This window comes from Rathayibacter sp. SD072, assembly GCF_017355185.1.
Taxonomy (GTDB): Bacteria; Actinomycetota; Actinomycetes; order Actinomycetales; family Microbacteriaceae; genus Rathayibacter.
This window is the reverse complement of record NZ_JADILJ010000010.1, coordinates 84,755-98,173: the sequence shown is the minus strand read 5'-3', so window position 1 is coordinate 98,173 and position 13,419 is coordinate 84,755. Positions and strand designations below refer to the sequence as shown.

The following is a 13,419-nucleotide window of genomic DNA, read 5'->3' as shown; positions in this document are numbered from 1 at the left end:
GGAAGGACCCAGAATGACCACCGCGCTCCTGATCGTCGACGTGCAGAACGACTTCACCGAGGGCGGTGCCCTGGCCGTCGCCGGGGGCGCCCGGGTCGCCGAGGACGTCTCCACCTACCTCACCGCCCACCCCGAGCGGTACCGGACGGTCCTCGCCTCGCGCGACTGGCACGACGGCGGCACCGACAACGGCGGCCACTTCTCCTCCGCACCCGACTTCGTCGACAGCTGGCCCGTGCACTGCGTGGCGGGCACCCCCGGGGCCGAGTACCACCCGGCGCTGCGGACGGACACCGTCGACGTGCACGTCTGGAAGGGGCAGGGCCGTCCCTCGTACTCGGCGTTCGAGGGCACGACGTCGGACGGCGATGCTCTGCCCGAGGTCCTCGCGCGCCTGGGCGTCACCGAGCTCGACATCGTCGGTCTCGCGACGGATCACTGCGTCCGCGCCTCGGCGCTGGACGCGCGGGCGGCGGGGCTCGAGGTGCGGGTCCTCGACGATCTCGTCGCCGGGGTGTCGGAGGAGGCGAGCGCGGCGGCGCTGCGCGAGCTCGCCGCCGCAGGGGTCCGCATCGAGCCGTCTGCCTGATCGGGATCCGCCGCTCCGCCCCGAGCAGCCGCGGGCCGGCGAGTACCATCGGAGAGGTGATCCTCTCCCGCGAGCGCCCTCCGCGCCGCGATCCGCAGAGAAAGAGCGATACTGTGACTGATTCCGTCGACACCCGCGCCGCCTCCGAGACGGCCCTCCTCGCGCGCACCCCGGCGCAGCTGTACATCGGAGGCGAGTGGATCGATGCCTCGGGCGGCGGGACCCTCGACGTGGAGGACCCGGCGACCGGCGAGGTCCTGCGGACGATCGCCGACGCGACTCCGGAGGACGGGCTGCGCGCCCTCGACGCCGCTGCCGACGCCGCGGACGCGTGGGCGGCGACGGCGCCCCGTCGGCGCGGGGAGATCCTCCGTCGCGCCTTCGACCTGCTCCAGGAGCGCAAGGACGAGTTCGCGCTGCTGATGACGCTCGAGATGGGCAAGCCGATCGCCGAGGCGCTCGGCGAGGTGGCCTACGGTGGCGAGTTCCTCCGCTGGTTCAGCGAGGAGGCCGTGCGCATCTCGGGTCGCTACGGGGTCAACCCCGAGGGGACGGGGCGGATGATCGTCTCGCAGCACCCCGTCGGCCCGTGCTACCTGATCACCCCGTGGAACTTCCCGCTCGCCATGGCGACCCGGAAGATCGCGCCCGCGCTGGCGGCGGGCTGCACCGTCGTCGTGAAGCCGGCGGAACTCACTCCGCTGACCACGCTCGCGTTCGCGGCGCTGCTCGCCGAGGCGGGGGTCCCCGCCGGCGTCGTCAACGTGGTCACCACCTCGAGCGCGGGGGCGGTGTCGGAGCCGATCCTCGCCGATCCCCGACTGCGCAAGGTCTCGTTCACCGGATCCACCCCCGTCGGGCAGACGCTGCTGAAGCAGGCGGCGTCGAACGTCCTCCGCACCTCGATGGAACTCGGCGGCAACGCCCCCTTCGTCGTCTTCGAGGACGCCGACCTCGACCGGGCGGTCGAGGGCGCGATGGCCGCGAAGTTCCGCAACATCGGCCAGGCCTGCACCGCGGCCAACCGCTTCTTCGTGCACGAGTCGATCGCGGAGGAGTTCGCGGCCCGGGTGACGGAGAGGGTCCGCGCGCTGCGGGTCGGACGCGGCACCGAGCCCGGTATCGGGATCGGCCCGCTCATCGACGACCGGGCGGTCGCCAAGACCGGCTCGCTCGTCGACGACGCCGTCTCGCGCGGCGCCCGGGTGCGGGTCGGCGGCCACGGGATCGAGGGTGCGGGGCACTTCTACGAGCCCACTGTGCTGTCGGGGGTCGCGGCGGGCAGCGAGCTGCTGCGCACCGAGATCTTCGGGCCGGTGCTGGCGATCACGCCGTTCCGCGACGAGGAGGAGGCCGTGCGCCTGGCGAACGACACCGAGTTCGGGCTGGTCGGGTACGTCTTCACGCGCGACCTCGCCAGGGGCCAGCGCATGATCGAGCGACTGCAGACCGGCATGATGGGGCTCAACGTCGGAGTCGTCTCCAATGCGGCGGCGCCGTTCGGCGGGGTGAAGCACTCCGGTCTCGGCCGCGAGGGCGGCCTCGAGGGCATCGGCGAGTACCTCAGCACGAAGTACACGCTCACCCCCGATCCGTTCGCCTGATCCGTGGAGCTCGTCGAGGTCTCCTCTCTCGAGGATCCGCGCCTGCGCGACTACGCGCACGCCACGGACGTCGCGCTGAAGAACGCGCGCGGGGCGCAGGGCCTCTACATCGCGGAATCGGCGCTGGTGCTCGAGCGCGCCCTGCGTGCGGGGCACCGCCCCCGCTCCGTCCTCGCTCTGGGCTCCTCGGCGGCGGAGGCCGAGCGCCTCGTGGGCGACCACGACGTGCCGGTGTTCACCGGTCCGGGGGAGCTCCTCGCCGAGCTGACCGGCTACGTGCTCCATCGGGGGCTGATCGCGGCGATGGACCGCCCCGTCCTCCCCGATCCCGCCGAGCTGATCTCGGGTGCGCGCCGGATCGTGGTGCTCGAGGACGTCGTCGATCCGACCAACGTCGGCGCGATCTTCCGCTCGGTCGGGGCGATCGGCGCGGACGCCGTTCTCGTCACGCCGCGCTGCTCCGACCCGTTCTACCGCCGGGCGATCCGCGTCAGCATGGGCACGGTGCTGCAGGTGCCGTGGACGCGCGTGGGCGACTGGAGCGCGACGGCGTCGCTCCTGCACGCAGCGGGCTTCACGATCGCGGCGATGGCGCTGACGCCCGGCGCGGTGCCGCTGCGGACGTTCGCCGCTCAGGCCCCGGACCGTGTGGCCCTGGTGCTGGGGACGGAGGGGGCCGGTCTGAGCGACGAGGCGCTCGCCGCCGCCGATGTCGCGGTGCAGATCCCGATGCGGCACGGCATCGACTCGCTCAACGTGGCGGCGGCCAGCGCGGTCGCGATGTGGGCGCTCGCGGATCCGGACTGAGCGGCCCGCCCGTCCTCTCTGCGGATCGTGCGGCACGCATCCGCCGATGCGCGCCGGGCTCCCGCGGGCGGCCGTCGCTGGGGTACCGTGACAGCCGTCCCGTCCCGCCGCGTCCGAACGAGGTCGACATGCCCCAGCCCCGTGTCGCCGACCGCGGCGCCCCGCGTCCGCTCGGCCGCCTGCTCGCGCTGCCGGCCCTCGCGGCCCTCGTGCTCGCTCTCGTGAGCGGGTGCGGCAGCCCCCTCGCCGAGGTGCCCGACGATGCGGAGCCGCGACCGAGCACGAGCTCACCCTCCTCCCCGGACGAGTCCTCCGACGACGCTCCCTCCGTCGACCCGGCCCTCGACGACACCGCGTCCGTCACCCGCCGCATCACCGACTGCCTCGCCCGCTGGGGGCTGGGCGAGCGCCCGCCGGCGCCCGCGGCGACCGCCGACGAGGAGGAGCGGAACGAGGCGATCCGGCTCGCGCAGCAGTACGACGAGACGCTGACCACCTGCTCGGCCGAGGCGCTGTCCACGGCCGCACCGGTGCCGGGGTCCTGAGCATGCGACTCGACGGGATGCCCGTGCTCGTCGCGGGCGGTGCGTCCGGGCTGGGAGCGGCGACGGCGGTCGCCCTGCACGAGGCGGGGGCGCGGGTCCACGTCCTGGATGTGCCCGCCGCACTCGATCGGGCGGACCTGCCGGAGGGCGTCCGGGCGACGCCGGGTGACGTGCTCGACTCGGAGGCCGTCGCCCGCGCCGTCTCCGCCGCGGGGGAGCTGCGCATCGCGGTGTCGTGCGCCGGGATCGCCACGCCGGGCCGCCTGCTCGGCCGCGACGGCCCCCTCGCCCTCGAGGACTTCGAGCGGGTGCTCCGGGTCAACACGGTCGGCACCCTGAACGTGCTCCGTCTCGCCGCGGCGTCGATCGCCGAGCGCGAGCCGATCGAGGGGGAGCGCGGCGTGCTCGTCACCACGTCGTCCGTCGCCGCGTTCGAGGGCCAGATCGGCCAGGCCGCCTACGCGGCGTCGAAGGGCGCCGTCGCGGCGCTCACGCTGCCGCTGGCCCGTGAGCTCGCGGCAACGCTGATCCGCGTGGTCTCGATCGCTCCCGGCACCTTCGACACGCCCCTGCTGGCGGCCCTGCCCGAGGCGGCCAGGGAGTCGCTCGGCGGGGCGACCCCGCACCCGGCGCGGCTGGGCCGTCCGTCCGAGTTCGCCGCGCTCGTGCGCCACATCGTCGAGAACCCGATGCTGAACGGCGAGGTCGTCCGCCTCGACGGGGCGCTGCGGCTGCCGCCGCGCTGAGCCCGCTTCGGCGCCGGACCGGCAGCGTCAGACCAGGAGCTGGTGCTTCGCCAGGTCCCGGTAGAGCGGAGTCGACTCGACCAGCTCGGAGTGCGTGCCGACGCCCACGACCTCGCCCTTCTGCAGCACGACGATGCGGTCGGAGTCGACGACGGTCGACAGGCGGTGCGCGATGACCAGGAGAGTGCGGTTCTCGGCGACCGCGTCGATCGCGAGGCGCAGGCGCTGCTCGTTCAGCCCGTCCAGACTCGAGGTGGACTCGTCCAGGAGCAGGATGGGCGGCGCGGCGAGGAGCGCGCGGCCGATGGCGAGGCGCTGGCGCTCGCCTCCCGAGAGCATCACGCCGCTCTCGCCCACCGGGGCGTCGAGGCCCAGCGGGTTGCGCTCGAGGACGTCGGTGAGGTTCACGGCCTCGAGCACGCGGAGGCAGTCGGCGTCGTCGGCGTCGGGTCGGCCGAGCACGAGGTTCTCGCGGATCGTGCCGGCCAGGACGGGGGCGTCCTGCTCGACGTAGCCGATCTGGGCGCGGAGCGCGTCGCGGTCGACCGCGGTGATGTCGACGCCGCCGAGTCGGACGACTCCCGCCTCGGGGTCGTAGAAGCGCTCGATGAGGGCGAGGATCGTGCTCTTGCCGGCGCCGGACGGGCCGACGAGCGCCGTCCGCTTGCCGCGGGGGACGGTGAAGGACACGCCGCGCAGGACGGTGCGGTCGCGCTCCTCCGAGACCGGCTCGGCTCCGTCGACGGGCGCCGTCTGCTCGTACGAGAACACGACGTCCTCGAACGCGATGGCGTCGTCGCCCACTCCGACGCCGAGGCCGCTCAGCGTTCCGGCGCGGTCGCCGTCGCCCTCGACGGGGAGGTCGATGATCTCCTGGATGCGTCCCAGCGCCCCGAGTGCGGAGTTGACCGAGGTGATCGCGCCGATGAAGTTGCCCAGCGGCATCACCATCATGAAGAGGAACAGGATGAACGAGACCAGCTGCGCGATGTCGATCGAGCCGGAGGCGACCCGGTAGCCGCCGACGCCGAGGACGGCGAGGAAAGCGACCTGCAGGGCGATGCCGGCGACGGGGACCACGAGGGCCGAGATGTGGGCGACGCGGATGCCGAGGCGGTACGCCTCCGTCGCGTGGGTGTCGACCACCGCGATCTCGCGGTCGGTGGCGCCGGCCGCACGGATGGTGCGCACCGCGCTGATGGCGCGCTCGACCGCGGCGGCGAGGTCGCCGACCTTCTCCTGCGCCTTGCGGCTCGCGACGCGGATGCCCCGCCCGAGCGTCAGCGCGAGGCCGAGGGCGGCGGCGACCACCACGACGATGATGATCAGCAGCACCCAGTCGATGATCGCCATCGCGATGATCGCACCGACGAAGACGAGCGAGCCGGCGATGGAGTCGACGAGGCCCTGGGTGAGCACGGCGCGCAGCAGCGTGGAGTCGGAGCCGACGCGCGAGACGAGGTCACCGGTGCGGCGCGCGTCGAACTCGCGGATCGGCAGGCGCAGGAGGCGCGCGACCAGGCGGCGCCGACTCGAGAGGACGATGCCCTCGCCGGTGCGCTGGAGGAGGTAGTGGGCGAAGCCCGAGATGAGGCCGGAGGCGACGACGAGGGCGACGAGCGCCCAGACGAGCGGACCGAGGTCGAGACCCTCCTGCACGCGGGTGATGACCTGGCCGACGACAAGCGGCTGCGCGAGGCTCGCCGCGGCTCCGAAGAGGCTCAGCACGACGACGACGCCGAGGATGCCGCGGTGCTCGAGGAGGTAGGGGACGAGCTGCGAGAAGGAGGCGCGGGGCCCGTCGTCGGCACCGCGTCCGCCGCGCCGTCCGCCTCGTGCGCTTCGAGTGCTGGTGCTCATCGACCGTCCGTTCCCGCTCATGCCCTGCCGTACTTCTTGTGGACCGCCTGGCGGCTCACCTCCAGGCACAGCGCGATCAGCTGCCACGACGCACCCGCGTTGCGCGCCCGCCTGACGGCGATCGCCTCGGTGCGGTCGAGCTCGCCGCGGAGGCGGTGGATCGCCCGGAGTGCTGCGAGCGGATCGTCCGCGTCCGCGCCTTGCGCCAGGGTCGCGATCGTGCCGTCGTCCATTCTGCCTCCTCGTCGCTGCGAGCCCGCCGTCCGTGCAGCGAGCGGATGTCAACCTCGATTGACGACCTTAGGCGTTCGCGAGCCTCCTCGTCAACAGTGGTTGACGCTCCGGAGACGCGTTCGGCCCGCCGGAGGACCGGCGGGCCGAACGAGAGGGTGCCGAGCGATCGGCGGTCGTGCCGACGACTACGAGACGTTGTCGGTGTACGAGAGGTCCTTGGTCTCCTTCGAGAGGATCAGCGCGATGAGCGTCAGAACGCCCGCGGCGCTGAGGTAGAGGCCCACGAGCACCGGGCTGCCGCCCGCCGCCTGCCACAGCGCCACCGCGATGATCGGCGCCACGGCCGCTCCGAGGATCGACGCGAGGTTGTAGGACATGGCCGAGCCGGTGTAGCGGACGTTGGTCGGGAAGAGCTCGGGCAGGACCGCGCCCATCGGGCCGAAGGTCAGGCCCATCAGGGTGAAGCCGAGGATCAGCACGGCCATCACTCCGACGAAGCCGCCGCCGAAGAGGGGCACGAAGAGCAGGCCGAACACGATGATCGCCGAGGTGACCGTGATGAGCAGCTTGCGGCGCCCGAACTTCTCGGCGAGCGGGCCGGAGACGAGGGTGAAGATGCCGAAGAACACGACGCCGACGATCAGCATGATCAGGAAGTCGTTGCGGTCGTAGCCGAGTCCGGCCGGCGTCTCATCGGTGGCCTTGGTGCCATAGGTCAGCGTGAAGGTGGTCATCAGGTAGAAGAGCACGTAGGTCGCGAGCATGATGAACGTGCCCAGGATCAGCGGACGCCAGCTGGTCACGAAGACGCGGGCGAGGGGAAGCTTCGCGACCTCGCCGTTGTCGACGACCTTCTGGAACGCCGGGGTCTCGACGAGCTTGAAGCGGACGTAGAGGCCGATGATGACGAGGATCGCGCTCGCGAGGAACGGCACGCGCCAGCCCCACGCGGCGAAGGTCTCGTCGTCCATCGAGGTGGCGAGCACGAGGAACAGCACGTTCGCGACGATGAAGCCGATCGGTGCGCCGAGCTGCGGGAAGGTGCCGTAGATGGCGCGCTTGTTCGCGGGGGCGTTCTCGGTGGCGAGCAGAGCCGCTCCGGACCACTCGCCGCCGAGGCCGAGGCCCTGGCAGAAGCGCATCACGACGAGCAGGAACGGCGCGAGGAACTCCCAGCCGGGCGTGAGCGCGGTGGGGAGGCAGCCGATGAGGAAGGTCGCGATGCCCATGGTGAGCAGGGAGGCGACGAGGGTGCCCTTGCGGCCGACGCGGTCGCCGAAGTGGCCGAAGACGATCGAGCCGATCGGGCGCGCGATGAACGCGACTCCGAAGACGGCGAAGGAGGCGAGCAGCGCGGTCGCCGGGTCCTGGTTCACGAAGAAGAGGGCCGGGAAGACCAGGACGGCGGCGGTCGCGTAGGCGTAGAAGTCGTAGAACTCGATCGACGTGCCGATGAGGCTCGCGAGGATGACGCGGCCGCGGGAGTTCTGCGGGGCGGAGGGAGCGTCGGCGGTGGCGGGTGCGTGAGACATGGGAGGGAAGTTGCTCCGGTAGACAGGGGGTCCCCGTGCCGGCGGGCGAGGCGTCGATCGGGCGTCGCGGACCGGATGGCGGTGGGGAGGAGGAGTCGGGCCGCTCGTGACGGCCCGACCACTTTACTCCGTGTTCACCCAGCTTCGTGCTGTAGCGGCCCGCGGAAGGGGGCCGGACGCTCGCGTGCGGGTCAGCCGCGCAGCTCGCGCAGCAGCAGCGCGGTCGCGACCGCCGCCTCCGCCGCCTCGCGGCCCTTGTCCTCCTTCGACCCGGGCAGGCCGGCGCGGTCGATGCCCTGCTGCTCGGTATCGAGCGTGAGCACGCCGAAGCCGACGGGCTTGCCGGTCTGGATGCTGACGGTCGTCAGGCCGGAGGTGGCCGCGTCCGACACGTACTCGAAGTGCGGGGTGCCGCCGCGGATGATCACGCCGAGCGCGACGACGGCGTCGGCTCCCGCGTCGAGCGCGACCTTCGCCGCGACGGGCAGCTCGAACGAGCCGGGGACGCGCACGAGCGACCACGAGGCGCCGGATTCGTCGAGGGCGGCGCGAGCACCGGCGATCAGACCGTCGGAGATCTGCGTGTGCCAGGTCCCGGCGACGACGACGACGCGCAGTCCCGATCCGTCGAGGGGGGAGGTGGTGGGGGCGCCGGAACCGGCCATGCTGTCACTCCTTCGTCGTCGCGCCGGCGATCCCGGCGTCGAGGTGTCCGAGCCCGGCGAGATCGCCGAGGTTCTCGATGTCGTGGCCCATGCGGTCGCGCTTGGTCTCGAGGTAGCCCTCGTTGAACGCGCCGACGCCGACGACGAGCGGAACGCGCTCGGAGACGGTGATGCCGCGGTCGGTCAGCTGGCGGACCTTCTCGGGGTTGTTGGTGAGCAGGCGCACGTCGCGGATGCCGAGGTCCTCGAGGATCCCGACCGCGGCTCCGTAGTCGCGCGCGTCGGCGGGCAGGCCCAGCGCGAGGTTCGCGTCGAGCGTGTCGAGGCCGTCCTCCTGCAGGCGGTAGGCGCGCAGCTTGTTGATCAGGCCGATGCCGCGGCCCTCGTGCCCGCGCAGGTAGACGACGACTCCGCCGTCGCGCTGGATCGTGTCGAGAGCGGCGTCGAGCTGCGGACCGCACTCGCACTTGAGCGAGCCGAAGGCCTCGCCGGTCAGGCACTCGGAGTGGACCCGCACCAGCGGCGGACGGGTGCCGCCGAGGTCTCCCGCGACGACCGCGACGTGGTCGGCACCGGTCTGGCGGTCGCGGTAGGCGCGCACCTGGAACGGGCCGTGGGTGGTCGGCACGGTGGTCTCGACCTCGAAGCTCACGCGCGAGGACTCGGGCACGGGGACCGTGAGGGGCACCTCCGTGTCGCAGTGGAACTCCTGCAGGTACTCGATGAGGGCCGCGACCGTGGTGACCGGGACGCCCTCGCGCTCGCCGAGCGCGATCAGGCCGGGGAGCCGCATCATCTCGCCGTCCTCGGCGACGATCTCGGAGATCGCGCCGACGGGGTAGAGCCCGGCGAGCTTCATCAGGTCGACCGCGGCCTCGGTGTGGCCGTCGCGCTCGCGCACGCCGCCCTCCACCGCGCGCAGCGGCAGGATGTGGCCGGGCCGGTGCAGCCGCGACGGCGTCGCCTCAGGATCGGCGAGGACCCGCAGGGTGTGCGCCCGGTCGGACGCGCTGATGCCGGTCGAGAGGCGGTCGGCGGCGTCGACCGAGAGCGTGTAGGCCGTGCCGCGCGGATCCTCGTTGTCGACGACCATCAGCGGCAGCTCGAGCCGATCGGCGATCTCGTTGGTCATCGGCGCGCAGATGAAGCCGGAGGAGTTGCGCACCATCCACGCGATCGTCTCCTGGCTGGCGAGCTGCGCCGAGACGATGACGTCGCCCTCGTTCTCACGGCCCTCGTCGTCGGCGACGATGATCGGACGGCCCTCGCGCAGTGCGGCGACGGCCTCGGGGATGCTGGAGAGGCTCATGCCCCACCTCCGGGAAGGGTGACGGGAAGGGCGTGCGCGGGGATCGCGACGGCCTGCAGTGCGAGCATGCGCTCGACGTGGCGGGCGAGGATGTCGGTCTCGATGTTGACCCGGCCGCCGACGGCGAGGACGCCCAGGGTGGTGGCGGCGAGGGTCTCGGGGATGAGCGAGACCTCGAACCACTGCTCGGGCTCTGCCGCGGGGCTGATCGCCGAGACGGTGAGCGAGACGCCGTCGACGGCGATCGACCCCTTGTCGGTGACCAGCGGAGCCGCCGCGGCGGGCAGGGAGAAGCGCAGCACGCGCCACGCGTCGCCCGGGGTGATCGAGAGCAGCGTCGCCGTGCCGTCGATGTGGCCCTGCACGATGTGGCCGCCGAGCCGGTCGCCGACCCGGGCGGCCCGCTCGAGGTTCACCGAGTCGCCGGCGGCGACGCCGTCGAGGGTCGACATGCGGAGCGTCTGCGCCATCACGTCGGCGGTGAAGCCCTCGTCCGACTGGTCGACGACCGTCAGGCACACGCCGGAGACCGCGATGGAGTCGCCGTGGCGGGCGCCCTCGACCGCGAGCGGACCGCGCACTGTGAGCCGGATCGCATCCGCACCCGTCTCGATCGCCGTGACGACGCCGATCTCCTCGATGATTCCGGTGAACATCAGTGCGTCTCCATCTGCAGGGCGTGGGGGAGGCGGGCCGGTTCGCCGGCGCCGCCCGCGGGGTGCGCGACGGGGCGCGCGGTCACGAGGAGGTCGTCGCCGAGGACCTCGACCGAGTGGATGCGGAGACGGCGGGCGTCCGCGATGCCCGTGACTCCGATGTCGCCGAGCGCCAGGCGGGGTCCGCCGAGCAGCGCCGGAGCGAGGTAGACGAGGTACTCGTCGACCAGCCCCGCGGCGACCAGCGCGGAGGCGAGGGTGGGCCCGCCCTCCACGTAGACGTGGCGGACCTCGGACTCGTAGAGGCGGTCGAGGACCGCCTCGAGGTCGTGATGGCGTTCGAGGCGGGCCGGATGCGGGTGGTGGAGCACGTGAGCGTCCTCGGGGATCGCGCGGGTGCCGACGACCACGGGGACCGGCTGGTGGGCGAGGAGCTCCCCTCCGTCGCCGCGGGCCGTGAGGCTCGGGTCGTCCGCGAGGACGGTGCCGGTGCCGACGAGGATCGCGTCGCTCGCGGCGCGCTGCTCGTGGACGCGCTGCCGGGCGGAGGCGCCGGTGATCCAGCGGCTGCTGCCGTCGGCGGCGGCGGTGCGGCCGTCGAGGGTCGACGCCCACTTGAGGGTGACGAAGGGGCGGTGGCGGCGGGCGGCGGTGAGCCAGACGTGCAGGAACTCCTCGCCCTCCTCGGCGAGGACGCCCTCGATCACCTCGATGCCGGCGGCGCGGAGGGTGTCGCCGCCGCCACCGGAGCGCGAGCCGGGGTCGTTCACCGCGTAGACCACGCGCGCGACGCCGGCCTCGATGAGGGCTCGGCTGCAGGGACCGGTGCGGCCGGTGTGATCGCAGGGCTCGAGGCTGACGATCGCGGTCGCGCCCGCGGCGACGCCCGGCGCGAGCTTCGAGAGCGCATCGACCTCGGCGTGCGCGGTGCCCGCCCCGTGGTGCCAGCCCTCGGAGAGGACGGTGCCGTCGGGCGCCAGAAGGATGCAGCCCACGCGCGGATTCACTCCGCGGGCGGGACCGTGCTCGGCGATCGCGAGCGCTCTGCGCATCGCGTGCTCGAAATCGATCGTCATTCCCGGTCTTCCGTTCGTCGCCGAACTCCGGGGTCTCGATCGTCGGTGCGCGGGCACCGTCGTTCGACGCCGCGCTTGCGCGCGACGCTCGTGCTGCCTCCCATCCGGACTTTAACCGTCGGTCCCGGAATTCCACCGGATCAGCAGCTCCCCACCGAAGTGGTCGGCCGCTCGCGGACTGTCACCGCCGGTTCGGACTCTCACCGACCCCGGAGCACGTGCTATCTCGTTCAGCCTAGGACAACGCGGGTGGGGGCCGCGTATTCCCACGTCACACTCGGAGGTGGAGAGGCGAGGGCGGCGTCGACTCAGCGGGCCGGCGGGTCGCGGGTCGGCGAACCGGGGTGCCGGGGTGCCGGGACATCAGAACGGCGGCGGAGCATCGGCGGGATCGTCGTCCGGTCGGAAGAGCTCCGGTGAGGCGGTTTCCGATGCTGGTGGCCGGGTGGTGTGGTGTCGTCCGGTGGGGCTGGTCCGGTCGAGGACTCCGCCTGGTCGGTGTCGGACTCGCCAGGTGGTGGTGTGGCGGAGTCGGTGGTGGTGGCGGCAGAGGTGGGCCGGATTCGCGGCGTCCGTCGGTCCGTCGTGCTGCCACTGGATGCCGTGGTCGATGTCGCTGTCACGGGCGGAGCGGGTGCAGCCGGGGAAGCGGCAGGTGACGTCGCGGGTGACGAGCGCGCGGCGGAGATCGGCCGGACGCGGTAGGCGGTGCGTCCGACGGAGAGGGTCGCGCCGGTCTCGGGGTGGGTGAGGATCCGGGTGAAGGAGGGCGCGTCGGCGGCCAGGCGTCGGGCGGTGGCGGGGTCGATGGGTCCGTAGCCGTCGAGGACGCCGGGTTCGTCGGAGTGTCCGAGCAAGGTCAGGACGGGCACGGTGACGGAGACCTGCGGCCGCATGCCCCGCGGGACTGCCGTCGCGGGCTGGGAACCATCCGGGCCCGGCGCGGTCTCGCCGTCGAGCAGGAGCGCGGTGGCGACATCGGCGCGCAGCTGCCCGAGGGTGCGCTCCTCCTCCGGCGCCTCGTGCAGGCTGCGGGCGGCGCGATCGATGCGGTCGAAGGCTCCGTGCGCGTCGGGGGCGGGGAGGTGCAGGTGGAGGGTGGCCATGCCGTCGAGGTCGCCGTCGAGCCACACACCGCGGCGGGCGGCGCACCGCGCATGCCGGTCGGTGAGCGACTCGGGGTGCAGGCGCTCGCGCAGCGACCGCAGCCGGCGCCGCAGCTGGGGAGGAGTGCACTCGCGGGCGAGCGCTGCCGCAGCCTCGTCGAAGCGGCTGCGCGCCTCGACCGGCAGATCCAGCGCGGCCCGGATGATCACGCGTGCGTGCTCGGGTGCGATCGCGGCCTCGCGCAGAGCCGTCAGCGTCTGCGGCAGCTCGTTGACGAGCATCCGGCTCTCCTCCACGAGGACAGCAGCCAGGATTCGGAGACCCGCATGCCGGTCGCGATCTCCGCGATCAGGGCTCGCATCGCGGCTTCCTCGCGTTCGACGTGCGCTTGCACGCTCGGATCGACGAGCGCATCCGGAAGCGTCATCGCCGTGCGGCGGGCGAGCTCGATCAGCTCCGCCCGCTGCGCTTCGGCTCGTGCGCGGAACGCGTCGACCGCGCAGGCGGCTCTGACGGCGGCGACGAGGGCGTCGTCGAAGCACTCGCGCACGCTCGGACCGCCGCCCGCGGGCCTCGCTTCGACATCCAGAAGAACCATACGAGGATGACACCAGCGACCACCGACACCACGGGTGCGATCGCGCACTCCGGAGGCGGAACGTGCCAGGAGCGGTTCGGAAGCCGACCTG

Annotated in this window: 14 protein-coding genes and 1 riboswitch; of the genes, 5 read left to right on the top strand and 9 right to left on the bottom strand. The window is 72.9% G+C overall.

Annotated features, from left to right (window positions below):
• The 5 genes from IOC53_RS06365 to IOC53_RS06345 all read left to right on the top strand — a co-directional run.
• Positions 1 to 589: isochorismatase family protein (locus tag IOC53_RS06365; protein ID WP_374070377.1), on the top strand; the 589-nt coding region annotated here is incomplete at its 5' end.
• Between the two features lie 113 nt (positions 590 to 702).
• The gene (locus tag IOC53_RS06360; RefSeq protein ID WP_207403517.1) at positions 703 to 2,193 is read left to right on the top strand and encodes an NAD-dependent succinate-semialdehyde dehydrogenase; all 1,491 of its coding nucleotides are present in this window, start codon (positions 703 to 705) and stop codon (positions 2,191 to 2,193) included.
• 3 nt (positions 2,194 to 2,196) lie between these two features.
• Positions 2,197 to 3,000, top strand: a complete 804-nt coding sequence (locus IOC53_RS06355) for an RNA methyltransferase (protein WP_207403516.1) — start codon at positions 2,197 to 2,199, stop codon at positions 2,998 to 3,000.
• A gap of 128 nt (positions 3,001 to 3,128) precedes the next feature.
• On the top strand, positions 3,129 to 3,545 hold the full coding sequence (locus tag IOC53_RS06350) for a hypothetical protein (protein ID WP_207403515.1): 417 nt from the start codon (positions 3,129 to 3,131) through the stop codon (positions 3,543 to 3,545).
• Between the two features lie 17 nt (positions 3,546 to 3,562).
• Positions 3,563 to 4,291, top strand: a complete 729-nt coding sequence (locus IOC53_RS06345) for an SDR family NAD(P)-dependent oxidoreductase (RefSeq protein WP_307786087.1) — start codon at positions 3,563 to 3,565, stop codon at positions 4,289 to 4,291.
• 27 nt (positions 4,292 to 4,318) lie between these two features.
• On the opposite strand, the gene IOC53_RS06340 is transcribed toward IOC53_RS06345, so the two are convergent.
• The 9 genes from IOC53_RS06340 to IOC53_RS06300 all read right to left on the bottom strand — a co-directional run bounded on the left by IOC53_RS06340 (position 4,319) and on the right by IOC53_RS06300 (position 13,376).
• Positions 4,319 to 6,151, bottom strand: a complete 1,833-nt coding sequence (locus IOC53_RS06340) for an ABC transporter ATP-binding protein (protein WP_207403513.1) — start codon at positions 6,149 to 6,151, stop codon at positions 4,319 to 4,321.
• A gap of 17 nt (positions 6,152 to 6,168) precedes the next feature.
• Positions 6,169 to 6,384 (bottom strand): hypothetical protein, encoded by a 216-nt coding sequence (locus IOC53_RS06335; protein WP_207403512.1) that lies wholly within the window; start codon positions 6,382 to 6,384, stop codon positions 6,169 to 6,171.
• A gap of 186 nt (positions 6,385 to 6,570) precedes the next feature.
• Positions 6,571 to 7,917, bottom strand: a complete 1,347-nt coding sequence (locus IOC53_RS06330; RefSeq protein WP_207403511.1) for an MFS transporter — start codon at positions 7,915 to 7,917, stop codon at positions 6,571 to 6,573.
• Between the two features lie 191 nt (positions 7,918 to 8,108).
• Complete coding sequence (gene ribH / locus IOC53_RS06325; RefSeq protein WP_207403510.1) at positions 8,109 to 8,582, bottom strand: 6,7-dimethyl-8-ribityllumazine synthase; 474 nt, start codon at positions 8,580 to 8,582, stop codon at positions 8,109 to 8,111.
• 4 nt (positions 8,583 to 8,586) lie between these two features.
• The gene (gene ribA, locus IOC53_RS06320; protein WP_207403509.1) at positions 8,587 to 9,891 is read right to left on the bottom strand and encodes a GTP cyclohydrolase II; all 1,305 of its coding nucleotides are present in this window, start codon (positions 9,889 to 9,891) and stop codon (positions 8,587 to 8,589) included.
• Positions 9,888 to 10,547 (bottom strand): riboflavin synthase, encoded by a 660-nt coding sequence (locus IOC53_RS06315; protein ID WP_207403508.1) that lies wholly within the window; start codon positions 10,545 to 10,547, stop codon positions 9,888 to 9,890. The genes ribA and IOC53_RS06315 overlap by 4 nt, the downstream gene beginning before the upstream one ends.
• On the bottom strand, positions 10,547 to 11,623 hold the full coding sequence (gene ribD / locus IOC53_RS06310) for a bifunctional diaminohydroxyphosphoribosylaminopyrimidine deaminase/5-amino-6-(5-phosphoribosylamino)uracil reductase RibD (protein ID WP_207403507.1): 1,077 nt from the start codon (positions 11,621 to 11,623) through the stop codon (positions 10,547 to 10,549). Before ribD ends, IOC53_RS06315 begins: the two co-directional genes overlap by 1 nt.
• Before the next feature lie 88 nt (positions 11,624 to 11,711).
• Positions 11,712 to 11,843, bottom strand: a riboswitch (FMN riboswitch).
• Positions 11,844 to 11,931: 88 nt separating this feature from the next.
• On the bottom strand, positions 11,932 to 13,011 hold the full coding sequence (locus IOC53_RS06305; protein WP_207403506.1) for a DUF222 domain-containing protein: 1,080 nt from the start codon (positions 13,009 to 13,011) through the stop codon (positions 11,932 to 11,934).
• A complete protein-coding gene (locus tag IOC53_RS06300) occupies positions 12,981 to 13,376 on the bottom strand; it encodes a hypothetical protein (protein WP_207403505.1) in 396 nt (131 codons plus the stop codon). Before IOC53_RS06300 ends, IOC53_RS06305 begins: the two co-directional genes overlap by 31 nt.
• Positions 13,377 to 13,419 lie beyond the last annotated feature (43 nt).

Excerpts from the sequence above, each read along its gene's own strand:
- ribA (WP_207403509.1), bottom strand. The coding sequence starts at position 9,891 with ATGAGCCTCTCCAGCATCCCCGAGGCCGTCGCCGCACTGCGCGAGGGC.
- IOC53_RS06330 (WP_207403511.1), bottom strand. The coding sequence starts at position 7,917 with ATGTCTCACGCACCCGCCACCGCCGACGCTCCCTCCGCCCCGCAGAAC.
- ribD (WP_207403507.1), bottom strand. The coding sequence starts at position 11,623 with ATGACGATCGATTTCGAGCACGCGATGCGCAGAGCGCTCGCGATCGCC.
- IOC53_RS06315 (WP_207403508.1), bottom strand. The coding sequence starts at position 10,547 with ATGTTCACCGGAATCATCGAGGAGATCGGCGTCGTCACGGCGATCGAG.
- IOC53_RS06345 (WP_307786087.1), top strand. The coding sequence starts at position 3,563 with ATGCCCGTGCTCGTCGCGGGCGGTGCGTCCGGGCTGGGAGCGGCGACG.
- IOC53_RS06305 (WP_207403506.1), bottom strand. The coding sequence starts at position 13,011 with ATGCTCGTCAACGAGCTGCCGCAGACGCTGACGGCTCTGCGCGAGGCC.
- IOC53_RS06350 (WP_207403515.1), top strand. The coding sequence starts at position 3,129 with ATGCCCCAGCCCCGTGTCGCCGACCGCGGCGCCCCGCGTCCGCTCGGC.
- ribH (WP_207403510.1), bottom strand. The coding sequence starts at position 8,582 with ATGGCCGGTTCCGGCGCCCCCACCACCTCCCCCCTCGACGGATCGGGA.
- IOC53_RS06340 (WP_207403513.1), bottom strand. The coding sequence starts at position 6,151 with ATGAGCACCAGCACTCGAAGCGCACGAGGCGGACGGCGCGGCGGACGC.
- IOC53_RS06335 (WP_207403512.1), bottom strand. The coding sequence starts at position 6,384 with ATGGACGACGGCACGATCGCGACCCTGGCGCAAGGCGCGGACGCGGAC.